This is a genomic window from Spirochaetota bacterium (assembly GCA_035477215.1).
Lineage (GTDB): Bacteria > Spirochaetota > UBA4802 > UBA4802 > UBA5368 > MVZN01.
Window position 1 is genome coordinate 55,112 of sequence record DATIKU010000014.1, and the last position, 22,185, is coordinate 77,296.

22 protein-coding genes are annotated in these 22,185 nt (G+C 58.4%); 11 read left to right on the top strand and 11 right to left on the bottom strand.

What is annotated here, in order from left to right:
* Positions 1–49: 49 nt before the first annotated feature.
* The 3 genes from VLM75_02270 to VLM75_02280 all read right to left on the bottom strand — a co-directional run bounded on the left by VLM75_02270 (position 50) and on the right by VLM75_02280 (position 2,862).
* Positions 50–940, bottom strand: a complete 891-nt coding sequence (locus VLM75_02270) for a zinc ABC transporter substrate-binding protein (GenBank protein ID HSV95740.1) — start codon at positions 938–940, stop codon at positions 50–52.
* 323 nt (positions 941–1,263) lie between these two features.
* Positions 1,264–2,067, bottom strand: coding sequence for an N-formylglutamate amidohydrolase (locus VLM75_02275; GenBank protein ID HSV95741.1), 804 nt, complete (start codon positions 2,065–2,067; stop codon positions 1,264–1,266).
* A 27-nt stretch (positions 2,068–2,094) separates the two neighbouring features.
* Complete coding sequence (locus VLM75_02280; GenBank protein ID HSV95742.1) at positions 2,095–2,862, bottom strand: type I restriction-modification system subunit M N-terminal domain-containing protein; 768 nt, start codon at positions 2,860–2,862, stop codon at positions 2,095–2,097.
* Positions 2,863–3,207: 345 nt separating this feature from the next.
* On the opposite strand from VLM75_02280, the gene VLM75_02285 reads away from it, so the two are divergent.
* Both VLM75_02285 and VLM75_02290 read left to right on the top strand, forming a co-directional pair.
* On the top strand, positions 3,208–3,714 hold the full coding sequence (locus VLM75_02285) for an Lrp/AsnC family transcriptional regulator (protein ID HSV95743.1): 507 nt from the start codon (positions 3,208–3,210) through the stop codon (positions 3,712–3,714).
* Between the two features lie 3 nt (positions 3,715–3,717).
* On the top strand, positions 3,718–4,362 hold the full coding sequence (locus tag VLM75_02290) for an endonuclease III domain-containing protein (GenBank protein HSV95744.1): 645 nt from the start codon (positions 3,718–3,720) through the stop codon (positions 4,360–4,362).
* A 17-nt stretch (positions 4,363–4,379) separates the two neighbouring features.
* On the opposite strand, the gene VLM75_02295 is transcribed toward VLM75_02290, so the two are convergent.
* On the bottom strand, positions 4,380–5,111 hold the full coding sequence (locus tag VLM75_02295) for a hypothetical protein (GenBank protein ID HSV95745.1): 732 nt from the start codon (positions 5,109–5,111) through the stop codon (positions 4,380–4,382).
* Positions 5,112–5,379: 268 nt separating this feature from the next.
* On the opposite strand from VLM75_02295, the gene VLM75_02300 reads away from it, so the two are divergent.
* Together VLM75_02300 and VLM75_02305 are read left to right on the top strand one after the other, a co-directional pair.
* Positions 5,380–8,460, top strand: coding sequence for a tetratricopeptide repeat protein (locus tag VLM75_02300; GenBank protein ID HSV95746.1), 3,081 nt, complete (start codon positions 5,380–5,382; stop codon positions 8,458–8,460).
* 352 nt (positions 8,461–8,812) lie between these two features.
* Entirely contained in the window at positions 8,813–11,635 is a 2,823-nt protein-coding gene (locus VLM75_02305) for an SNF2-related protein (GenBank protein HSV95747.1), read from the top strand.
* Here VLM75_02305 and VLM75_02310 read toward each other — a convergent pair.
* Positions 11,616–11,930 (bottom strand): TIGR02266 family protein, encoded by a 315-nt coding sequence (locus tag VLM75_02310; GenBank protein ID HSV95748.1) that lies wholly within the window; start codon positions 11,928–11,930, stop codon positions 11,616–11,618. The genes VLM75_02305 and VLM75_02310 overlap by 20 nt on opposite strands.
* A gap of 336 nt (positions 11,931–12,266) precedes the next feature.
* Here VLM75_02310 and VLM75_02315 point away from each other — a divergent pair, with 336 nt between their 5' ends.
* Together VLM75_02315 and VLM75_02320 are read left to right on the top strand one after the other, a co-directional pair.
* Positions 12,267–12,863 (top strand): LON peptidase substrate-binding domain-containing protein, encoded by a 597-nt coding sequence (locus VLM75_02315; protein HSV95749.1) that lies wholly within the window; start codon positions 12,267–12,269, stop codon positions 12,861–12,863.
* The gene (locus VLM75_02320) at positions 12,860–13,324 is read left to right on the top strand and encodes a hypothetical protein (protein HSV95750.1); all 465 of its coding nucleotides are present in this window, start codon (positions 12,860–12,862) and stop codon (positions 13,322–13,324) included. Before VLM75_02315 ends, VLM75_02320 begins: the two co-directional genes overlap by 4 nt.
* Positions 13,325–13,338: 14 nt before the next feature.
* Here VLM75_02320 and VLM75_02325 read toward each other — a convergent pair whose 3' ends face one another.
* From VLM75_02325 to VLM75_02345, 5 genes are all read right to left on the bottom strand, one after another.
* Positions 13,339–13,983: a hypothetical protein gene (locus VLM75_02325; GenBank protein HSV95751.1), complete on the bottom strand. Its 645-nt coding sequence runs from the start codon at positions 13,981–13,983 to the stop codon at positions 13,339–13,341.
* Between the two features lie 19 nt (positions 13,984–14,002).
* Positions 14,003–14,881 (bottom strand): hypothetical protein, encoded by an 879-nt coding sequence (locus VLM75_02330; GenBank protein HSV95752.1) that lies wholly within the window; start codon positions 14,879–14,881, stop codon positions 14,003–14,005.
* Between the two features lie 21 nt (positions 14,882–14,902).
* Positions 14,903–15,820: a hypothetical protein gene (locus tag VLM75_02335; protein HSV95753.1), complete on the bottom strand. Its 918-nt coding sequence runs from the start codon at positions 15,818–15,820 to the stop codon at positions 14,903–14,905.
* Positions 15,821–15,824: 4 nt separating this feature from the next.
* Entirely contained in the window at positions 15,825–16,064 is a 240-nt protein-coding gene (gene yidD / locus VLM75_02340; protein HSV95754.1) for a membrane protein insertion efficiency factor YidD, read from the bottom strand.
* A 179-nt stretch (positions 16,065–16,243) separates the two neighbouring features.
* The gene (locus VLM75_02345) at positions 16,244–16,867 is read right to left on the bottom strand and encodes an MBL fold metallo-hydrolase (protein HSV95755.1); all 624 of its coding nucleotides are present in this window, start codon (positions 16,865–16,867) and stop codon (positions 16,244–16,246) included.
* Positions 16,868–17,123: 256 nt separating this feature from the next.
* On the opposite strand from VLM75_02345, the gene VLM75_02350 reads away from it, so the two are divergent.
* The 5 genes from VLM75_02350 (at position 17,124) to VLM75_02370 (ending at position 21,473) form a co-directional block, all read left to right on the top strand.
* The gene (locus VLM75_02350) at positions 17,124–18,266 is read left to right on the top strand and encodes a SpoIIE family protein phosphatase (protein ID HSV95756.1); all 1,143 of its coding nucleotides are present in this window, start codon (positions 17,124–17,126) and stop codon (positions 18,264–18,266) included.
* Between the two features lie 72 nt (positions 18,267–18,338).
* Positions 18,339–19,181: an archaetidylserine decarboxylase gene (asd, locus tag VLM75_02355; GenBank protein HSV95757.1), complete on the top strand. Its 843-nt coding sequence runs from the start codon at positions 18,339–18,341 to the stop codon at positions 19,179–19,181.
* 60 nt (positions 19,182–19,241) lie between these two features.
* Complete coding sequence (locus tag VLM75_02360; protein ID HSV95758.1) at positions 19,242–19,976, top strand: cytidylate kinase-like family protein; 735 nt, start codon at positions 19,242–19,244, stop codon at positions 19,974–19,976.
* A gap of 7 nt (positions 19,977–19,983) precedes the next feature.
* Positions 19,984–20,478: a hypothetical protein gene (locus VLM75_02365; GenBank protein HSV95759.1), complete on the top strand. Its 495-nt coding sequence runs from the start codon at positions 19,984–19,986 to the stop codon at positions 20,476–20,478.
* A gap of 155 nt (positions 20,479–20,633) precedes the next feature.
* Positions 20,634–21,473: a tetratricopeptide repeat protein gene (locus VLM75_02370; protein HSV95760.1), complete on the top strand. Its 840-nt coding sequence runs from the start codon at positions 20,634–20,636 to the stop codon at positions 21,471–21,473.
* On the opposite strand, the gene VLM75_02375 is transcribed toward VLM75_02370, so the two are convergent.
* On the bottom strand, positions 21,421–22,167 hold the full coding sequence (locus VLM75_02375) for a hypothetical protein (GenBank protein HSV95761.1): 747 nt from the start codon (positions 22,165–22,167) through the stop codon (positions 21,421–21,423). The two genes, VLM75_02370 and VLM75_02375, sit on opposite strands and share 53 nt — an antisense overlap.
* Positions 22,168–22,185: the final 18 nt, after the last annotated feature.

The following is a 22,185-nucleotide window of genomic DNA, read 5'->3' on the forward strand; positions in this document are numbered from 1 at the left end:
GCATCAGGGGAAGGGCCGGGAGCGATAATATCAAGAAAAAAAGACGCCGCTATTCGGCCAGTCTCCTGGCGATCTCGTCGAACAGGGAAAAGATGTCGGCGGCCTCGGGGAGCGAACCGACATCGTGCGGGAGCACGATCATTTTTATCCCGGTGCGCGACGCCAGATGGCTCGCCGCGGTGGCCGTGTTGAAGACGTCGCGGATGATGAACGTAATCCGGTCGGGCGGCGTTTCCGATAAAATACGGTTGGCGTGCTGGACGGTCGGCGAAACCCCCGGGGCGGGTTCGAGGGAGCCCGCGCAGACGATGTCGTAGCGCCTGAGATAATAATCGAAGAGCGCGTGACGCTGAATGACTATTGCGCCCTTCCTGTCGAGGAGTACGGAGTCCCAGTGCTTCATTTTTCGCTTCCATCGCTCATTGAATGCGCGGGCGTTGTCCTGGTATGCTGCGGCGTTCGCGTTGTCAAGCTTGCGCAGACGCGCGGCGATCGCGTCGGCGAAAACGGGGATATTGGCGGGATCCAGATGGTGATGAGGGTTCACTCCGTGGTGCGTTAATTGTGAGGTGCGCTGTATGGGTATGTCATCCTCCCGGATAAGGGTAACATGCTCCGAAAGGTCGAGGTATCCGTCCGAGTCCGCCTGGATGGACGCCCGGGCGGTGCTTTTCAAGAGTCCCTCTATCCAGGCCTCCTCGAGTCCCGCGCCGTTGATGATCAGCAGGTCGGCCTTTTTAAGGGCATGCAATGCGGCGGCGTTCGTGTTGACGTAGTGGGGATGGCTGGTGCCCGAGGCGATCGATATCACCTCCACATTATCGCCTCCGATGGTACGGGCGATATCGGCCATATAGGGATAGGTGGTGACGATTTGAACGCGCGCGAAAAGCGCAGCAGGAACGAGCAAAACAAACATCAGCGACAGTAAGAATCTCATCAGCGCCTCGCTGCGGTAATCTGTACGTAAAGTGAAAGTCGAAGGATATTCCGCCCGACTGCGTCAAGCCGCGAACCGGATACGCTAAGGAAATCCGGAGCCGGTGCCGCTTTCCGGGTAAATCATGTAAATGTACCACAAAACCAGGGCAGTGGCAACTGTACAGTCGTTTTTTTCTGGATTATGCGCAATATATACCGCTCTGGATGAGACCAAACATGCGGTACTCGCCATCAGGGGAGACCGGATGGACGGTTTATTGCCGGGGCCGTGTTCCGCCGGCCGGTGGCGCCGGGCGTTTGAGGACGCGGAAAGCGGAAGGGTCAGAAATGCCTGCGGTAAAAACGCTCTATACCCTCCCATATTTTACGACGAAGATCGAGCATCCGCACGCTGTTTACGGAGAGGTCGTCGTGGCGGAAATAGCGGTCGTTGATGAAGAGGCCCCGCGAAACCGAGAGCCGCAGAAGCGGCGTTTTGCCCCGGCCATGGCGCAGCATGATATGGCTTGCGAACGGGGGATTGTTGAGCGCGAAGGGCTCGCCGACGGTCCATTCCTCTCCTCCGAGCGATTTTCTCATGGATTCAAGGAGCGCGCGCGCCGTCTCGTCGGGGCAGGTCTTGATCGGCGTTCCTTCATGGGTCACGATGTTGTTCACGGTTACGAGGGGTCGTGGCCTTCCAGGGTCCGCAGCGTGTCTGGGGCCCACCGCCATCATCGTATGGCAGTCGAGGATGAGCCGGACCTTGCCGGTCTCGAGGATCTTTTCTATCGCGCGGTGAAAGCCGTGGTAGTAGCGCATGAGCAGGTTGCCGATCGCGATCTCGTCGGGGAAAATCCCCCGGGGGTATATGGCGTGTCCCGAGGGGGTCAGTTTCTTCACGACACCGTCGTCGGTGCGCGGGGCGACCATGAGATGGTGCCGGTCGAGGTCGACAAACACCCTGGAGACGGGCGAATCGATGCGGGCGATGGTCTTCTCGTCGAAATTGAAAAGGACGTCCGCGCAGGCGTCGGATTCGAAAAACAGGTCGAAGTCGCCAAGGATCTCGTATCCGGCGAGTTCCTCGGGGACGGTCCGTCCGGCGTGCGGAATGAGGATCAGTATGGGGAGGCCCGATTTCATTTTATCTTTTCAGCATTGCCGATATTTTCATGACGCCGCATACACGCTGCGCCCGGCGCCGCAGTGGGCGCCGTAGATGTGTTGGAACAGGGTTGTCGTTTTTTGCTCGAACAGCTCCGGCGTGCAAACCGCCGGCAAACCCTGGTACAGCAGTTTCTCGATGGTCGCCCGCACCCCGGCGCGGGCCTGCTGGCGTTTGCGCCAATCCAGCACCAGTTTCCCCGCCTTGAGCGCGGCCGGTAACTCCCGGGCCGCGGCCTTCACCTTGTCCCGGTCCGTATCGCTCATTGCAATCTGTGGCTTGGTTAAAAGATCGAAAAGGGCCAGATCTTCCTCGTTCAGTTGCTCCCCGACGCCCCGTTGTTCTTCTTCATTGGGGACGGAGTTCATGGTCTTGAGCAGTTCCTTGAGCAGGGAGTTGTCGAAGCGGTTGTAGGTTTTAGGAAGCACGTCTTTCAGGTCAGGATTATCCGCCTCGATGGCGCGCATGGCGTCGTTGACGGCCGCGCCGATGTTGGCCCCTTCGGGCATTTGAATCAATGCGGAGAAACGGGCGGCTTCGGGCAGGTAGAGCACTCCCTTTGCCTGGCAATCGGCCGGGCCGATCTTTTTTCTGCCGCCGCCCGATCCGGTGAGCTCCTTTGCGGCCGCCTGGAACTTGTGATCGGCATAGCGCAGGAAAACAAGCCCAGGTACCGGAACGGAGTATTCCGAGGATTTCAGCTTGGAATTGGCCCGCAGTTCGTCGGCGGCTTCCCATAGGCGGGATTCGATGTGGTTGCCGTTGTGATTCATGCGTTCACCATGGAGCAGGTCTTTTGCCATCTAACGGACTGTAACCAAACTACGCGCAAACATTCCAGCGCGTTGTAACTATTTTCCGGAGTTAGGCAACTTTAAAGAAGAAAGAAAAAGGGCGGAAAAGAGCATTGATTTTTCCACACAATTGTCGATTATATCGTAAAAACGACTGTGAGAAACCCGATTTTGCGGCTTAATTTTACCTTAAATCAAGCAAAATACTATTGACGCGCGGAAGAGTAAAGCGTTAATTCATAGGTTCCCGCGTACCGCCCGTTGGGGGAGGGGCCGCGCGGGGGCGCCGATTCCCGGCGCAACAGATGGTATCAGGAGAGAACAATGCGCGCATACAAGACCGATGAGACCGGAGAGGCCATCCTCGAAATACTCGCCGCTAACGCCAAGACGACCGCCGAGGAGATCGCACGGCAGCTCGACGTGGCCGAGAACAGTGTGGCGAAATACATCAAGCAGTTCGAGAAGGACAAGATAATTCTAAGATACAAGACGCACGTCAACTGGATGAGGGTCCGCAACAACGAGGTGCGCGCGCTTATCGAGGTGAAGGTGACCCCGGAGCGCGGTGTGGGCTTCGACGCGGTGGCGGAATCCATCTACCGCTATCCGGAGGTGTCGTCGGTGTTCCTGCTTTCGGGCAGCTATGATCTGCTGGTGCAGGTGGAGGGGCCGACCCTTCAACAAGTATCGCTCTTCGTCTCGGAAAAGCTGGCGACAATAAAGAACGTGCAGTCGACCGTCACGCATTTCCTTCTTAAAAAATACAAGGAGGATGGCGATGTCCTTGTCGACCATCCCGAATCCAAACGCCTGCCCGTGAGTCTTTAGGCGGTGGCGTCGCTCGCGGCGATATACCGCGCACTGCTCGCCCGGTACGGCCCACAGCACTGGTGGCCGGGTGAAACCGATTTCGAAATCGCGATCGGCGCGATCCTCGCACAGAACGTATCCTGGACCAACGTGGAAAAAGCGATAGGGCGATTGAAAGAGGAAAAGCTCCTCGCTCCGCGCGCGCTGCACCGCATCCCCGGCGAAACACTGGCCCTCCTCATACGCCCGACCGGTTATTATAATCAAAAGGCCAAAAAGCTCCGCAATTTCCTGGACTGGTTCGCCCGCTACGGCTATTCGTTCGCGCGCCTTCGCGCGCTCGATACCGGCCGCCTCCGGAGCGAGCTCCTGACGGTGAACGGAATCGGTCCGGAAACGGCCGACTCCATTTTGTTGTACGCGCTCGAAAAAAAGGTTTTCGTGGTCGACGCTTATACTTTCAGAATATTCGGCAGAATCGGCATGCTTCGGGGAGGGGAGGGGTATGACGAGGTCCAGCGGCTTTTCCACCGCCGGTTCAGGGCCGGTACCCGCGAGTACAACGAGTACCACGCCCTTATCGTGAATCACGGTAAATACTTCTGTAAAAAAACGCCGCTATGCGGGGAGTGCTGCCTTGCGCGCCTTTGCGGGTGCGCGGCCTGACGGCCGCCGGACCGCGCCTATTCGACCCTGATCAGCGAGCAAATCTGGCCGGTATCGCTCGACGCGGATTCCCGGTTGTAGATGTCGACCGTCCACTCGCCGTCGATGACGTAACAGTAGCGGAAACTCCCCCTGTGCAGCTTCTTGCGCAGCCTCCAGGTTCCGTCACGCCCGCGTGCGAGGAGGTCGTTCTCCGGGTTCCAGTTGTTGAAATCGCCGACCAGGGAGATCATTCGCGCCTTCGGACGGTGCAGCCGGAATTCGACCGTTTTGTCGCCGAGCGCGCGATAGGTGATCTGTGCCCCGTCAGAGGCATCGAAGGGCGGCAGGATGGATACATACGAGCCCATGCCGTCGTCGTCGTTAACGGCATTTCTGGGGTCATGCACCCAGACGCCGTCCACGAGGAACTTGTAGCGCGCCCGGCCTTCGGCGAACGCACCGGACATGAAATAATACCAGACGCCGTTATTGCCCCGCTCCATCGCGAGCGGCTTCCAGTCGGAAAAGTCGCCCGCGAGCAGCACGCGTCGCGCGGTACGGCTTTTGTACGAAAGAAGAACCCCCCGCTCGACCACCTGCTTTTGCCGGGCGGTATCGTATCGGACCAGTTTCATTTCGACGGGTGTCCGCGAGTCCCGCAGGAAGCGCAGATTGTAGTGGTTCCGCTCTTCGGGCGGCGGACCCTCCATGGGGCCGAAGGCGGTGAGAAGAACCGGCAGAAACGCGAAGATAATACGGAATCCCATGGGCGAGGACCTCTGTGCCAAAATGAGTTTCAGCGATATATTACTTATGTCGATAACTATAGTGAAAATATTTATGTAAAAATGAACGGAATCCGGAAATAGAAAAACCCGGAAATACGCCGGGCCGGGTTCTACCGTATAATACGCGCGGCAGGGTGAAAAGTAATTGCTTTTTCTAAAACGATGGCTTTTTCTGAATTATGTCGCTTTCTGACCGCATACGGCGGCAGTGAACGGCGTACAATCCGCCTCGGGGCTGTTAACGGTAATGGGCGATAGCGAAGAAAGAACAGCATACACTCCGGAAGAGCAGAACGAGATAGACCGGATACTCGGTCTTCTCCCCGGCGATTCTACGGGCAAAGGCCCGGAGGAGGAGGCGGTCGCCAAGCCTCCCCGCCTGCGCATGGATCTCGAGGAAGAGCCGGCCCTCGATACGGGCGACGACCTCGTCGATATCGACGCTGTCCCGTCTCGTGAATCCGAGGAAATTGAAGACATCACAGATATCATCGAGATGGTCGAGGAACCGCCCGCCCGGGGTGAGCCGGACGCCGGGGAGATGCCGCTGGAGGAGCTTCCATCTTTCGAGGAAGAGCCGGCCCCGCCGCCCCCCCGCGCTGCGGGAAAAGCGCTTACATCGCTCGACCAGCTCGAAGAGCTGACCTCTCTCGAACCCGAATCGGTTGATTTGCAGGAGATTTCCGAAGACCGTTTTGTGGATGAGGCGGAGCCGCCGCGCGCGCCTGCCATGGATGAGCAGGCCGAACCCGCGGCGGATTTCGACGCCATTGATATCGACCTTGGAGATCTCGACGAGGTCCCGGCCGGGCCCGCGGCCATGCGCATAGAGAAGGAAACCGACTTCGATATCGGTTCGCTCTCGGATATATCGGCCGAAGAGATACAGGACATGCCGGAAGCCGGGGCCGCCGATATTCCTGAGATAGACCTTGGCGATATCGCCCCCGAAAGCAAACCGTCCACACCCCCATCCCCGCGGCGTGAAGCTCCGGCCGAGGATTTCGTGGCGGACTTTCGCGACGATGGAATCCCCGAGCCGCTCGGTATGGATGTCGGGCCATCGGCGCCGGCCAAAGCGGCGCCGATGGCCGATTTCGATCTGGGAATAGAGCCGGAGGAGATGATCCCCGGCATCCGACGCATCGAAGAGGCGGTCGGCGCCGAGGAGATCCCCGACGTCGAGGATGAGCCGACGCCCGAACCTCCAAGGAGAAAGAAGGAGCGTCCGGAGGCCCGCGCGGACGAGGGGGATGATCTCTCGGAGAGGGACATACGGAGGCTCAAAAAGGCGCTGTTGCTCTTCCATCCCGCCCTGCGTAAGGCCGTAAAAGACGCCATTCTGAACGATCTGCTGCCGCCGGCGGACACGCGGCAGCTTATCGACATGATACTCTCGGGCAAGTCCGAGGACAACGTACATCACTTCCTCGAGAAAAAGCTCAACCGGCGCATCGACATCACCGAGGGGCCGGCGGCGCCGGGACGGCGCGTGCTCACCTCGCGCCCGGAGTACACCCGCGAGGGCATGGTGCGCCAGAAGCGCCTGCTGAAGGCCACGCGGATTGGCGGCATCGCGGCGCTCGCGGCGTTCACCATGACCGTCCTCGGCTACCAGTTCATCTACAAGCCGCTTATGGCAAAGCGCCTCATTGAGGAGGGGGTTGCCTTCATCCGCGAACCCGGCGATCCGGTCACGAAGAAGATGAAGGATTACGCGGAGGCCGAGGAACTCTTTAAAAGGGTGGATACCGATTACGCGAAGGACTATCTGCCCGGGTACAACGCCTACGCGCGCGCCTATTTCGACAAGCGCGAGTACGACCTCGCGCTCGGCAAGCTCGAGCGCGCCAATAAAATCGACCCGGTCGATATCGATACGCTCAATAACCTGGGCTATTTCTATTCCCGGGTTCCCGAAAGTGTTTTCAATAGAATCAAGCGCGCCGACGAGAAGGACTCGAAGCTCGACAAGGCCATCAAGTATTACCGCTATGTGCTCAACCGCAAGCCCGACAACGTCGCCGCGCTCTACGGCATAGGAAACGCCTACATGTACCAGGGGCAGTACCTCATGGCTCGCCAGTACTACGAAGACATCCTGAAGGTCGACCGCAAGTCGGTGGTGGGCTATTCGGGCCTCCTGAATCTTTATATCGAACGCGATGTCATGCCGCGGGTGATGGAGATTCACTCGGACCTGGTCGATAAAAAAATGTTGACGGACATTCCGTCGCCGCTGCTGGGCAAGCTCGCGGCATATTATCTCGGCAAGAAGCGTACGGACTCCACGAACGTGCGCGTGGATTTCGGCATTCAGTCGCCGCGCTTCAAGGACGCGGCCGACAATCCCTTCCCCGCGGTGAGGGCGGTCCTGGACGCGCTCCATCAGCGCGATCCGCATTACCCGCAGCAGTACGTGTTGTACGCGAAGCTAAGCAAGGAACAGAAGAATCCGAAGCTGATGGAACAACACCTGATCACGGCCCTCGAGAAAGAGCCGAACTATTTCGCCGCGCTCCACCTGCTGGGTGAGTACCACTACGCGGTCAAGGAGCCGGGCAAGGCCTACGCGGCATTCAACAAGGCCATAAAGGCGTATCCGTCACAGCCGGAGTTCACCCGCGAGGATTTTTACCATGAGACCGAAAACGTCGGGTCGACGTATTTTTATATGGGCAATATATTCTATTATTTCTTTGACAAGGTCAAATATCGATTTGGCGACGACCTCGAAGAGCAGGCGCTGGATGCCGAGATCGAACAGCAGGGGAACTACGATATCGCGGGCCAAAAGTATGAAGAGGCTTTGAAGGAGGGCTTCAGGTCGCCGGAACTCTTCTATAACCTCGGGCGCATCCATTACATGAAAGACCAGTACGAGCGGGCGCTCGAGCGATGGCTCGAGCTGTACGAGGAGTCCGTGGACAGCCCGGAAGTCATGATGGCGATGGGGAACGCCTTCTATCACCTCGACAATCTTGAAGCGAGCAGGGGGGAATACCTCAAGCTGATCTCCATTTTCGAGCGTCAGGCCGAATCGATAACGAAGATATTCCCCGACAGGGCGGACCACGTCAAGGTCTTTCAGACGCTCGCCTCGGCCTACAATAACCTCGGGGCCGTGTACCAGAGGAAGAACGACGAGACGAAGAGCAATATAAGCTACTGGAAGGCGATCGATTACGCCAAACGGATAGACCGCGAGAACGAGTTCGCGAGGGTCAACATGGGACGCGCCTTCAAGGAACGCACCGAGCCGATACGGCCGATCCTCGACGAGAACATACCCTTCAGCCTCGGCATCTTCAGCCTGGAGATGCGCTGACGCAGCGTTCCGTCCGGCCTTTCGCCCGGAACATATCAGGCGGCGCGCACGAGGCGGCACGGGTCCATCCCGGAAGGCGCCCGGAGCGCCTGTGTTCGCGCGATTCCGCTGCCATTGACCTGCCGCGCATCCCCGGGGAATCCGGCCGTCCTCCGGATGGGCCGGACCGTCTTCAAGCTCGTGCCATAATCCCGGGTTAAAAAAAACTTGTAAATATCGCGCCTGTCCTTATTATGTCACATCTGATCAGTGAGAACCCCCCGGTCATTGTTCCTGAAACTTATAAAGTGCGCGGCTTTGGCAGAGGGGCTTTTTTACGGCCGCGTCTTGAGTGCCGGATAGTGGTGAATGGATGAAAGCGGAGACCGTACCCGTAGCCGAGGACCTTTTCTCACTCGCTTCCGTGGAGCCTGCCGGAACAGGTATCGACGGCGAGGACGAGCTACGTTCGCTCCTTCTGGACGGGCCACTGCCATTGGACGGGCGCTTCGAGCTTCGGGCCGAGGCATGCGCCCTTCAGCTCGCGCACGCCAACAACAAGATACTCTCGCTCTCCAATTCGAGGACGCGCATACTCGCCCACCAGGTCGAGAGCACGCACCGCATCGTGAACAGCCTTAACCGGCGGTTTATCATCGCCGACGAGGTCGGCCTGGGAAAGACGATCGAGGCGGGGCTGGTCATCAAGGAACTCATCTACCGCCACGGTTACGCGAGGATACTCATCATCTCGCCCGCCTCGCTCCTGCTCCAGTGGCAGCACGAAATGGAAAACAAGTTCAACGAGCACTTCGAGGTCCTCGACCGGCGGTTCATACGCCGTGCGCAGACCAGGGGAGGCCGCGGCTCCAACCCGTGGCGTTTCTGCGAGAAGGCGATCTGCTCGCTCGATTTCATCAAGAACAGGTGCTTCGCCGCGAGCCTCTCCGCGAGTCGCTGGGACGCCGTCATCTTCGACGAGGCCCACCGACTTCGCCGCGATTCGCAGAAAAGCACGCTCGCCTATACTGTCGCGGAGGTGCTTTCGCGCAACACCAGGTCGCTCCTTCTGCTTACGGCTACTCCCTTCCGGGGGAAGCTCGAGGAGCTCTACTACCTCGTAGGGCTCGTCGATAAAAACCTTCTGGGACCCTACCAGACGTTCTACAACAGGTACTGCATGGATGGCGCCGATCTCGCGCCGCTCCGCGACCGGCTTTCATCGGTCCTCATACGCCGCACCAAGAAAGAGGTGGGCGGGTTCACGCGCCGATTCGCGCGGACGATTCGTTTCGACCTGTATCCCGGGGAACGGGAGCTGTACGACGCGACCACCCGGTACGTGGTGGAGGAGTTCAACAGAGCCATGCAGGCCGAAAACCGCGCCGTTGGTTTCGTAATGACCGTATTCCAGAAACTCCTCGACTCGTCCTCCTTCGCGCTGCTCTCGGCGCTCGCCAACAGGAGGAACAACCTTGCCGCGATGCTGGAACGGGCCGAATCCGCCGCCGCGGCGCACCCGGAATTCGATCCGGAAGACGCCGATATCGACGACGAAAACGCGGACGAGGCCGTTGCGGCGCTGGTGCGGAAAAGCGCCGCCGAAATACGCGAGGAGATCGCCACGCTCGAACGGCTCATCGCCCTGGCGCGCTCGATCACCATCAACAAGAAGGGCGAAAAACTCGCCTCGTTGCTGCGCCAGCTCAGAAGGCAGGGGCACGGCAAGTTCATAATATTCACACAGTTTCGCACAACTCAGGAGTATTTGTGCGGCCTCCTGGACGACTTCAGCGTCGAGCTTTTCCACGGATCCATGGACAGGGACGAAAAGGAAAAGGCGCTCCTCGACTTCAGGCAGGGGGCCGAGGTGCTCATCTGCACCGAGGCGGGCGGCGAGGGGCGCAACATGCAGTTCTGCAACATCCTGATCAACTACGACCTCCCCTGGTCCCCGCTCAAAATCGAGCAGCGCATCGGAAGGGTGCACCGTTTCGGCCAGCCGTATGACGTTTTCATCTACAACTTTTCGACCCGGAACACGGTGGCCGAACGCGTGCTCGAGGTGCTCGAGAGAAAGCTCAAGCTTTTCGAGGAGTCCATCGGCGTCCCCGACGTGCTCCTGGGGCGGATTGAGGACGAGCTCGCCCTTTCAAGCCTCTTCATGGAGATGGCGGCCGGGGTGAGGCCGCGAAAGAGGATTCTGGCCGAGGTCGACGAGCGCATTGAAAACGCGCGCAGAAGCTATGAAAAACTGTCCGACCTCACCGTGGCGAGGAACCTCGATTTCAATTATGACGAATACTATTCTATCACGATGAAGGAGCGCCAGTTCTCGAACAGGCGGATCGAGCGATTTGTCGAGCGGATGGGAGCGATCGACGGCGCAGTCGGTGAATACCTGGGCCGGAAAAACCCGCGCACGGGGCTGTACCGGATCAGGCCCCTTCCCGGCAGGAGGGTCGAAGCGTCCTGTTACGGGAGTTTCGACAGTAAAATCGCCCTCGAGAACGAGAGCATAGAATTCCTCGCCTTCGGGCACCGCATCGTTGATTCCCTGTTCGCCCGCTGCGGAAGCGATGAATTCGGCGGGAAGACCGGCGTCAAGATCATTCGCTCGCCGGCCCCGTTTAAGGGGATGGTCTTCTGCTATCTGGTGACCCTCAACGCCCTTTCACCGACGCAGGAGCTCATGGTGGTGGCCGCCGATGGAACGGGAAGGCGAGACGACGAATTTTCTGAAATCGAAAGAGAGTTTATCGAGCAGGAGGGGATGGAGGTCTCCGGCGGGGATTTTGATCGGGATTTCCGACGCGTTATAACCGCAGCCGGCGATCGTTTCGACGAGGCCCGGGGCAGGCTCGAGCGCAGGATGGAGCGAAGGCTTGCCGATCTCCGCGAAACGCTCGACCTGTCCATCGATCCCGAGATAGACAAGATCACCGAGGCTTCCGACACCCGGATCAGGGAACTCTCGGAGCAGCTCGAGAGGCAGGAGTGTCAGCATAAATGGTTCGGAAGGGATATGCGAAGCGCTCTCACGCGAACGCGCAATGAAATCGCCCAGGTGGAAATGGAGCGGGAACGTCTCCTCGCGGGCTACAGGCGCTGCGTCGAGGCCAGGCCTGCGGTCCGACTGGTCTGCGCCGGCGTGTTAATTGCGGTTGCGGACGCGCTCAGCCGAAATGTTTTTTGAGCTTTTTAATCGTTTCATCCGAGGCGTCGATAAATTCAATGCCCATGCCCGCCTTGATTTGATCGGACTCGTCCTCCCGCTTCCAGCGTATGGTCCCCTTCATGTTGACGGGTTCCTCGCCAGGGATGTAGAGGGAGAGCTCGACCTCGGAGCCCTCGCCCATGGGTTCGGGGGTGGTTATGAACAGGCCGCCATGGCTCATGTCGAATGTCGCGCTGAGGGTGATACCCTGATCGGAACGGACCTCCGATTTAATCCGTTTCTGTACCCTGAGGTGTTTCCTTTTTTCTTCCATGGTTATTTCCCCGATAACGAGTATAACGCCCGGCCCGCGACGTTCGACCGGTGTGGAAATCGACTTAATACCCGGGCTGTCGCAAAACCCGGGAATACTGGGTTCGCCCCGACGATTGAGGGTAAACCTTCGAATTCTTCGGTTATGCCACAGCCTAATATATACGTATTGACAAATAATACAATAATTTTTTTACTTCGTATCGGACGATGCGGGGCATGGCCGGAATGAGCCTGCCGGTCGTTCGGCTTGCGCACGGGGCGGGCTTCATCCCGGCCGGAAGCGGAAAACGCGCGGAACGATCGCGTAACCAATAAAAAAATGCAGCCGCGAAAAATGAAAGAAAAATCTCTTCCGATAATATTTCTTCAAAAGCAGGTGGTGTTCCCATACTGCAACGTCTCGTTTAGTTCGGGTAATAAAAATCTCGCCAAGATCAGCCAGGGGGACAGGGTCGTGGCCCTTCCGGTACGCACCGTGCTGGATGTTCTGTTTCCCAGCGGAAGGATGGCGACGCTTTCCGAGGTGGTTGAAATCAAGCGGGAGGAGCGCGCCTGGAGCGTTCATCTGAAGGGAATTTCGCGTGTCCGCCTCGGGCGTTTGTCAAGGTTCGCCAACGCCGTATACGAGGGTGTCGACGAGGTGGAGAGGCCCGGCCAGGAGCGCCTGCGCGAGGATTTGAGAAAAAAATCCCAGGAACTCATCTTCCTGATAAACGTCAACGAGTCAGACAAGCTCATCCACCTTCTCAACTTTCTGGTGAACCTTCCGCAGCTGGCGGATTTTGTGTCGAATTATTTTATATTGAAGTTTCCCCGGAGATATGAGATATTCATAGAGGGGGACGTTGAACTGCGCGCAAGGAAACTGCTCGCCGTGCTCGACGATCTTATCGCCGACCTCAAGGCCAAAAGAGAAAGGGAGCGGGAATGAAGAAGAGCGTGGTGAACGATGACGTTTTTTATACTATCGCGTGGTCGCGCCAGATAGCCTACGAGAAGCATTCGGCTTCCCGCATACTTCCCGAGATGCCGGGGATACTCTGCCTGCTCGAGGCGGCGCCGCGCGGAGGGATGCGTTATCTGATATTTTATGGTTGCTGGCGCGACGGTCTTCGAATGGCGCTTAAAAACTTCCTGGACCCCGATTTCACCAAGTTTCCCGGTATCAACGCGCGGCTGCGCGGGCGCGCCATGCAGTACAAGTACACGGTGGTGGATTCGAGCATGCTGGACATGCAGGACGTCATGTTCTGGCTCATCCGGACATACGAGCCCGAGTTCAACGCGCTGGAGGGCTTTGAGGATTCGAAGCGATACAGAAACATTTCGATCAGGGAAATGGATCTCGGCGTCGACCAGGTGATCGAGCGTCTTCCGAAAACGGGGCTTTGATCCGGCGCGCGACCTCACCGCACGGCGGAAAGCAGCAGGTCCTCTCTGGTGTAGATGTGCAGAACGTTCTGATTGAGCGCTATGAATTCCAGCACATATTTTAGCCGGCATGCGGCGTCGAGCGGCGAGGCCACGCTGTTGTCGGCGTGCGGCGATGCCTGCATTATGCGTTTGACGGTGATGCTACGTGTGTTGGGATCGGTTTCGAAAATATCGCGTCGAAAGCGCGAATAGGTTTCATAGATAGATCGTACTATGGCGTCCGAGCGTATCAGCCAGGCGATGTTAAGGTTGGCGTCGGCGTCGTGTATGTTCCTCGTGAAGTATTTGAGTATGCGCAGGACGATTTCGGGGTACAGGTGCTCATTGATGAGATCTATGATCTTCTTCTCGAGTTCGGTGTCGATAATGCGCATCGACGGATAGGCGAGGCTTGGGATGTAGGCTATGCCCATTTTCGCCTTGAAGGCGGCGTAATCGAGAAAGCGGTCGATCGAGTCCTTGCGCATGATGTCGGTGTCGCGGAATGTGTCCTCGAGAAGGACCGATGCGATGGCCTCGAGGTCGCGCTCTTTCAGAAGGTTCCCGATGTTGACCGAGAGGCTTTCCTCAAGCGCTGTGAACTGTGCCGTGGTGCTTCCGTTGACGTAATCACCCATCGTTTCGATGCCTTTTTAACTAAAAATGCCGGCGGGCGGCAAGCCGTACAGAGCGGTGGAAGGGCTCCCTGCTGTTGTATTCGTACACGTTCCTGACCGAAGAGACCAGGGAGTACTGATATACGGTAAAGCCCGCGAATCCGAATACCGCCATTCTGAATTTATTATCGTCCCGCCACGCGTCGTAAATTAGACAGAGAAATGCCGAGTTGGTGAAAAGCGCGAGGAGGCCCTCGAGGTATCGGCCCGTGTAGAAATGACCGAAACCCGGAATGAGAATCGATCCGCCCACCGACAGGGCAAGGCTTTTCCGCGGGCGGTTGATCTCTTCCTCGATGAGCCGTTCGAGCTCCCGGGCGTGGTCGCCGTAGGCCCCGGCCGGGTAGGTGACGCCGTAAACCGCAAGGGCCGACTTCGCGCCGTCGAAATCGGATTGCAGGGTCATGGCATAACAGGCGTCAATGTCCGCTTCTTCGCGAAAGCGCCCGTCGGGATAGACGTAAAGGTATTCCTGATAGGTACGAAGGGCGAAGAAAGGAGACCCGGTCGCCAGACGAATGTACCCCAGGGACAAAAGCGCTCTCTCCGCCTCGGGCGTGGCGCGGTGCGACCGGTAGCAGTCGGAAAATGCGGATGCGGCTTCATAATAGTTGCCGCCGCGGTAATAGGCCTCTCCCGAAAGCAGCAGGGAGGTCGGGACCAGCGGCCCGCCGGGATAAAGGAAGCGGTACCGCATGCCCTCGGTGGCCGCCGAATAATAGTCGCCGCTGTCGAGGTTTGCTTTCATGAGGGCGATTATTTCCGCGCCGTCCGCGAAGAGTACGCGTGCCGGAGTGAAAAGCACAAGCGCGAGCAGCATCCCCGAGGCCCTGATAATCTTGCCATGTCTGTCCGTCATCGCCGCGTCTCCCGTGGTGCGCTATCGCAACATCGCAGGAAAATTTTCGCCCCGAAGCGGCTCGTATTCGGGGATCATGCGCAATACGTCCGACCTGAACCGGTCGGTCCGCGCGCGGTTGAAGCCGTCGGCGGCGTTCCATGCCCCGTAGACGCCCCCGGCGTAGACGAGCGTCGTGAAAAAACCGAACGTGAAAGCCGCGCCACGGTGTTCCTGTCGCCAGGCCCAGATCGCGCCGGCCCCCAGGGCAAGAACCGCGGTAACGCTCCAGATCGCGTCGGCGTAGCGGCCGGCGTATGCCTGCCCTGCGCCCGGCACCACGGCCGAAAGCGCCGCCGCGAGAGGCCTTGATCGCGAGGGAAGTGCGTCGTGCGCCGAAAGACCATCGCGCAGAGCCGGGAGGATGGAAGCGGGATATTTCACCGCGCCCCTTTCGGCTTCGTCGTAAGCCGAAGCGAGGTCCCCCGCAAGAGTCAATATCTGGGCGGACCGGATGAAGCGCTCCTCTTCCATTGAGCCCTCCGGCCATGGCGCGCCCGCGGCGTCTATTGTCCGCACCGCCTCGGCAAAGGCGCCGAGGCGCGCGAGGGACTGCGAAAGGAGAAGGCGCGAGGCGGGGGACGGGGACGCAAGTGGAGAATCGGTCAGGCGCCGTATAACGGTACGGTATTGCCGGGCCTGATAGTAATTGGCGCTTATGAAATATTCGAGGTCATGCCGCCGTGGGGCGGGAACATATCTCATAAGCCTCCCGGTTTCGGCTATGCATTCGAAGTACCGGCCCGCCCTGTAGAGGTCGCGAACGAATGACGCCTGCCGGTCGACGAAGCCGTCCCCGGCGGCGAAAAGCACGCCCGGCGCCGCGAACAGAAGGGTTGTTGCCGCGAAGAGGCGGCGGTACGGCGCCGCCTTTAATCGCGCCGTTATCCGGAACAGCATGGCGTTATCTCCCCAGGATTTCCAGGGGGAGCGGATCTTCGCCGGGCGGTGTATATGGATTGCAACGCAGCACCCGGTCGCCGGCGAGGACGGAGCCCGCCAGGAGGCCGAAACGCTCGACGGCCGCCGCGGCATAGACGCTGCATACAGGGTGGAACCGGCAGTTTGGACCGTCCTGGGGGGAGATCACCACCTGGAAAAAACGGATGAGCAGATACCCTGCCGCCTGCGGGCCGCCGTACACCGGCCGCGGGACCGTGCGGGCGGGACGCCGGGCGGGCAGGGTTTCGTCGCCGACACTGACGTCGGCGTTCCACGGCACGAAGTAATTTTCCGCGAACAGGTTTCCACCGGCAAGAAACATGAGGATGAGGCCCAGGGCCGCGGATTGGCTTTTTATTTTCATGGAGTACTGTTCCGGTATCAGGTATAATACCGTTTCTGTTCCTTAACGGTGGAAACCGGGAACCTGCCGTAATTATGCCCCGGCCAGATTTTAGTGGTGTCGGGCAGGCGAAGGATGACGTTCACGATGGAGTTCATGAGGTCTTTATGGGACCCGCCGGGCATATCGGTCCGCCCCATGCCCTCGGTGAAGAGCGTGTCCCCGGTGAACAGGTTGCCGTCGGCAAGAATGCAGATGCTTCCGGGGGTGTGTCCCGGCGTATGAATGACATGAAGCTCCCGGCATCCGAGCGGTATGGCCTCCCCCCCGTGGAGCAGGCGGACTGGCCTGGGAGAAACCCCGCCGCCCGGCGCAAGTGACAGTATCCTGTTCGGGATGCTCCGGGAGTGTTCGGCGTCGGCCTCGTGGACGAGGAGCAGCGCGCCGGTTTTTTTAATCGCTCGCGCGTTGCCCGAAGTGTGGTCCCAGTGGCCGTGCGTGTTGATGACATACCGCACCAGGGCGCCGTGTCGCGAGACGGTTTCGAAGATGTGCTCGAAATCGCCGGCAGGATCGATAAGCGCGGCCTCCCGAGTCTCCTCGTCGCAGAGGAGATAGCAGAAAACCGACATCCATGTAACTTCGATCTGCTCTATGATCACTGTACGGCACCCAAAGCGCCGCCCGAACTACCGGCTTTGCGCATAACCGGATATCCGTCGGCGGCAATGTTTAACATAGCGCAACGATGACAGCGGAACCGGCCCTCCTGAATGATGATGTTACACGGCCGGAACGACTTTGTAACAGTAAACGGGGAGTTTTGGCAAGATAAAAAAACGGTTGCATTTGGTGCTTGTCGCGGGTAGTGTTTACCGGGGTCGGGCTCCGGCCCCGGTAAGGGAAGAAACATAACGAATGGGTAACGAAGCATTCATCGACCGGTTCATGCGTTCCCTGGATTCACTGCGCGGCGTACTTTCCATCGGCTGTCTCGACCTGATAGTGAAGGAAGATGGCGGCTATGTGTCAAAGTCCAAAAAGCTCTTTGATGAATCATTTCCGACCGTCGCTTTCGCGCGGATGATCGATACAGGGGTTCTCGAAACGGCGAAAAGCTCGCCGGTCTTCGATTTGAAGCTCTCCGGCCCGGGGGGTGATGTTTTCTGCTCGCTGTTCCCGCTTTCCGGGGAGGGCGGTGACGGATATATCGTTATACAGGGAGACTCGCAGCTTGACCAGGTCGGGAAAGCCGTCGGGGCCTTTATGGCGGGCCTGCTTGCGGGGCAACCGGATGATTCAAAGGGACGTCCCGATACCGCGGGCGGAAAATACAGGGACGGCCTGCTCGGCATGCGTGAAATTCAGGCGAAGCTCTTTCCACGCTTCGCCGGAGTGGATGGCCTCGACATCGCCTCGGTCTATCTGCCCGTGGAGCTCATGTCGGGGGACTTTATCGACGCCTTCTATCTCGACGAAAACCTCTATCAGATCACGGGCTGCGATGTGACGGGATATGACGCCGCTTCCTCGTACGCGGGGGCCGCGATGCGAACGCTCATCAAGTCGCTCTCATCGAAGAAGATCGTTCCGTCGGCACTTATAGAGCTGACCGTATCAAAGCTCGACCGGATTCTGGAAGAGCTGCATTCCCTCGTCTACATGACCATTTTCCAGATAGAGCCGAAGACCGGGAAGGCACGGCTCTCATCCCTGGGCAGACTGAACACCATTCTGTATAAGGCGCAGAAGAAGGGTTTTATCGTCCTGAACAAGACGTCGATAGGATACGATCTCGCTAAAAGGAACGTTTTCAAGGATATTTCGTTCGTTATCGAGCCTGGCGATATCCTGCTCTTTTATTCCAACGGCGTTTCAGAGGTCGCATCGGAAAACGGTAAAATGGCCTACGGTGAGAGCAGGATAGTGGAATGCCTGAATGAAAACCTCGGGGAGACATCGATGGATATCGTCCATGCGCTGACCGAGTCACTGTCGGGATTCGCCAATCACTCCGGCTTCGATTACGATGTTCTGATTATCAGTATAAAGAAAACTTGACAGACGGTTTTTATGCCGTGTGATTGATTCTCCGTCCGAAAGACGACCAGCTTTTTTCCTGGGGGAGGACCAATGAAGGCTTTTGCGATATTTCTTTTCAGGATCATCCCTACGGGGCTGCTTTCACGCTGTTTCGGTTACGCGGCGAGGCTTGCGCTACCATCCGTAATCCTGGTCCGGATAATTGTATGGTACTCGGCGAAATTCGGTGTTCGTACCGATGAGATGGTCTGTCCCGACGGCGGTTTCAGATGTCTCGAGGATTTTTTCACCAGGCGGCTCAAGCCGGGTGTGCATGTTGTTGACCGCGGGAAAAAATCGATCGTATCCCCGGTCGACGCGCGGATCGACCATTTTGGCGCGATAGAGGGCGCAACGGTGTTCCAGGCCAAGGGCGTAGGCTACCGGCTCGGCGATCTCATCCCATCAGATTACCACAAGAATTTCATCAATGGCTCGTTTATCACACTTTACCTGTCCCCGGGCGACTACCACCGCATCCATTCGCCGGTGGGCGGCGAGGTGGCGGGATACTTCGCGCTGCCGGGAAAACTGCTTACGGTGCAGGAATACATGGTGCGCGGCCTGCCGGGTCTGTTCGCGAAGAACGAACGCCTGATCAGCTATATCCAGAGCGACGCCGGCATTGTGGCGGTCGTCAAGGTGGGGGCCATGAATGTCGGTCGTATCACCGTGACATACGATGGCGTTGAAACAAACCGGGCCTTCAGTCGCAGGGTGGAGCGCTTCTATCCGTCGGGGAAACGTCCGCTGATTGATAAAGGCGGTGAGCTGGGCGCTTTCCATCTCGGTTCAACCATCGTGCTGCTTTTCCAGAAGGACTCGATTAAAATGGATGCGTTCGCGGCTGGTGACCGGGTCCGGGTGGGAGAGCGGATCGCCGTGTTCCGGTAACGGCAATTATTTTGACGTTTCCGTGTCAAGCCCATATCTTTCAGTCCAGGAGGCGACGATATGGCCACCATGAGAACCTCATCGATAACGACGCATATCAATTCGCAGATTGCGACCTGGCAGAAACAGCGGGAGAAGGTCGACCACGCCCCGAGGAAGGCCGTTCCGGTTCGGCCTTCGGGCCCGTTCGTAACCGTTTCGAGGGAATACGGGTGCGGCGGCTTTGATGTCGCCGAAAAGACGGCGGAGATAATCAATAAGGAGCGCCGGCCATCTCCGCTGTGGGTTGCTTATGACAGGGCAATCCTGGACGCGATGATGCAAGACCTTGGACTTAGCTCGAGCCTTCTCGAAACGCTCACTTCGCCGGCGCGCAAACAGATCGATAATTTTCTTCAAACGGCGCTCAGCGAGCTGCCACCGCAGGTGGTGGTGTACCGGAGTCTTGCCGAAACGGTACGTACGCTGGCGACCAACGGAAACGTCATCATCGTTGGAAGGGCGGGCCGAGCGATAACCCGGGGAATGGAGCGGGGATACCATGTACGGATAGTGGCCCCGCTCGAGTGGAGGGTCGAACGCATCGCCGGTCTTAGCGGCCTCACCCGCAAGGAAGCGGAAAAGATGATCCTCGAAAAAGGGCGCAGTCGCGAGGATTTCCTGCGGCGCTTCGTGAAATTTAAAAGCGGCGATCCGAGTGATTATCATCTCGTCGTCAATAACGCGGAGCACGGCATGGACGGTGCCGCGCGTATGATAGTCGCCGGACTCTCGACAATGGGATGCTTGGACTGACACGCGCATGGAGTCTGCCGGCGGCCTGCAATCGTTCGAGCTCGGAAGCGGGATACTGTCTTTCGATTTCACGAAAGGGATGCTGGTGTGCAGGGAGGCGGATGGCGAGCGCCGCAAACGCTGGGTGAAGAAGCTGGAGGGCGTTGGCCGCGTGGGAAACGTGATCGAGGACAAGGAGCGATACTACGTGGCGTGTGAAAACGGCGACGCCAACGGGCATTTTCTGGCGCTCGACAGGCGAACGGGCGCGACCGAGTGGTTTATCCCCGGAAAGTCATTTTTACAGCTGATATATAACGAAGGGCTGTATCTCATCTTCGTCGACGGCTCGATGAGGCATTACCTGCTCCGCGTGGACACGGCCGACGGAACCGCACTGTGGCACCACGGTGTCGACGAGGACCTTGCCGAGTACAGTTTCAAGACGCGCAAAATAGTGCTTCTCTACGCATCGGGCAGGATGGAGGTCCTGGACTCCGAGCGCGGCGTCCGGGTCTCATGAACAGGCCTTTGCTTTTGTCTTAAACATCCCGGGGAATCTGTCGATACTGGGATAGAAGGGGATAACCGTCGCCGGGGCCTGTCGCAGAGGCGCGGCCGGCGGGTACGGGGCGGATTCGGCGGGATGACGAACAGCTTGATGAACGAGGGCGGACTATGAGAACAGCGGTACCCAGGGAAGCGGTCGACATCTACAACCACGCGCTTGCGCTTTCCAGCAAAGGCGATTACGGAACGGCGCTACGGGAATATTCCAAGGCCATTGAGCTCTACCCGCGCTTCATCGAGGCGTATAACAACATCGGCGAGATATACTCCCGAATAGGCGACAGGGAACATGCCATCTCGACGTATATGCATGCGCTTTCAATCGAACGGAACCATAAAATCCTCCTGAACATAGGCGTGGAGTATTACAACCGGCACGACTACAAGGCGGCGTTGAGGTTTTTTAAGGAGTCGCTCGGCAGGGAGCCGGGTTTTCTGGAGGGCAATTTTTATCTCGGCATGACGCTTTTCAACATGAAAGACCTCCGCTCCTCCGAGGCGGCGTTCGCACGGGTGATCGCAATCGACTGGCGGCACCTCAAGGCAAACTACATGCTGTCGTACATTTACTATGAATGGAAGGACTATGCCGGAACCATCGCGTGTCTGGACCGCATTCGGGACGTCGCCGATGACAGGCAGTTCGTCAACAAGTATTACGGATTCTGCCACTACCATCTCGGAAATTTCAGCGAGGCGATCAAGTACCTCACGGTGGCGCTCGAGTCGAGCCCGAAATACGCGAAGTTCAGGAACTATCTGCGGGAGCTTACCTACGAAAACAAGATGAAGGAAATCGGGGACCTCGACGGGCGCATCAGCGAAATGGAAGAGAAACTGATGAGCTTAAAGCCCACCATACGCGAACTTTCACACCTCAGCATGCTCTACATATTCAAGGGGGAGTACAAGAAGGCCGAAGACCTGCTGCTCTCGGCACGGCGGTAGCCGCCGCGCCGTGTCCGCATCCTCCGACTGCGCCGCTTTCCACCCCGTTAAAGGGGGCCATCCTCGCGGGACAGCGCGCCCGCGGGCATCGACTGCAGTTGATGAACCCCTCGCTCGAAAAAAAGAGTATTCCCGATAACGATTTCAGCGGTCTCATGAGCATGCTGTCGGTAAGCGATACGCCTATTCGCTCCGCGGAGGCGCCGAACAGCGCGAAGAGCTTTTTTTGCTCGGCAATACGCCAGCCGTCAAGGGAACCGGGGTTCATCATGGAAAGCGGGCCGCCGTTGTGCCGGTCTAAAATGTGGCTTTTAAGCGAGTCGACGGCCGAGGCCAGCGCGAAGGTCGCTATGGCGTCGGCCCTGAAGCGTTCAAGCATCTCCGTATAAGAATTCGCCCATGCCTCGATTTCGGGGCCGCCGGTGGCGATGAAGGGGAAGGCATGCGCCTGCCCGGCAAGGTTTTCCGCGATAAGGTCCCCGTCGAAAGCGATACCCTCAATGTCCGCGCCGTCCGCCCGCACGCGGTCTATGCGCGCAGCGCGGTAAACGGCCGCCGGCCGGCCGGCCGCTTCGGCCTCGCGCGTCATGGACTCAACGCGGCCGGCTTCCCGGCCCTCCGGGGAGATCCTCAGGGCCGAACGGATCGCGTCCCGGTCGATCGTGAGGGTGATGCTTTCGAGAACGGTATCCATCCTGCCGGCGTCTCCCAG

Bases quoted from the DNA above. Each gene is read 5' to 3' on its own strand.
- VLM75_02270 (HSV95740.1), bottom strand. From the start codon at position 940: ATGAGATTCTTACTGTCGCTGATGTTTGTTTTGCTCGTTCCTGCTGCG.
- VLM75_02275 (HSV95741.1), bottom strand. From the start codon at position 2,067: ATGAAATCGGGCCTCCCCATACTGATCCTCATTCCGCACGCCGGACGG.
- VLM75_02280 (HSV95742.1), bottom strand. From the start codon at position 2,862: ATGAATCACAACGGCAACCACATCGAATCCCGCCTATGGGAAGCCGCC.
- VLM75_02285 (HSV95743.1), top strand. From the start codon at position 3,208: ATGCGCGCATACAAGACCGATGAGACCGGAGAGGCCATCCTCGAAATA.
- VLM75_02295 (HSV95745.1), bottom strand. From the start codon at position 5,111: ATGGGATTCCGTATTATCTTCGCGTTTCTGCCGGTTCTTCTCACCGCC.
- VLM75_02300 (HSV95746.1), top strand. From the start codon at position 5,380: ATGGGCGATAGCGAAGAAAGAACAGCATACACTCCGGAAGAGCAGAAC.
- VLM75_02305 (HSV95747.1), top strand. From the start codon at position 8,813: ATGAAAGCGGAGACCGTACCCGTAGCCGAGGACCTTTTCTCACTCGCT.
- VLM75_02310 (HSV95748.1), bottom strand. From the start codon at position 11,930: ATGGAAGAAAAAAGGAAACACCTCAGGGTACAGAAACGGATTAAATCG.
- VLM75_02315 (HSV95749.1), top strand. From the start codon at position 12,267: ATGAAAGAAAAATCTCTTCCGATAATATTTCTTCAAAAGCAGGTGGTG.
- VLM75_02320 (HSV95750.1), top strand. From the start codon at position 12,860: ATGAAGAAGAGCGTGGTGAACGATGACGTTTTTTATACTATCGCGTGG.
- VLM75_02325 (HSV95751.1), bottom strand. From the start codon at position 13,983: ATGGGTGATTACGTCAACGGAAGCACCACGGCACAGTTCACAGCGCTT.
- VLM75_02330 (HSV95752.1), bottom strand. From the start codon at position 14,881: ATGACGGACAGACATGGCAAGATTATCAGGGCCTCGGGGATGCTGCTC.
- VLM75_02335 (HSV95753.1), bottom strand. From the start codon at position 15,820: ATGCTGTTCCGGATAACGGCGCGATTAAAGGCGGCGCCGTACCGCCGC.
- VLM75_02350 (HSV95756.1), top strand. From the start codon at position 17,124: ATGGGTAACGAAGCATTCATCGACCGGTTCATGCGTTCCCTGGATTCA.
- asd (HSV95757.1), top strand. From the start codon at position 18,339: ATGAAGGCTTTTGCGATATTTCTTTTCAGGATCATCCCTACGGGGCTG.
- VLM75_02360 (HSV95758.1), top strand. From the start codon at position 19,242: ATGGCCACCATGAGAACCTCATCGATAACGACGCATATCAATTCGCAG.
- VLM75_02365 (HSV95759.1), top strand. From the start codon at position 19,984: ATGGAGTCTGCCGGCGGCCTGCAATCGTTCGAGCTCGGAAGCGGGATA.
- VLM75_02370 (HSV95760.1), top strand. From the start codon at position 20,634: ATGAGAACAGCGGTACCCAGGGAAGCGGTCGACATCTACAACCACGCG.
- VLM75_02375 (HSV95761.1), bottom strand. From the start codon at position 22,167: ATGGATACCGTTCTCGAAAGCATCACCCTCACGATCGACCGGGACGCG.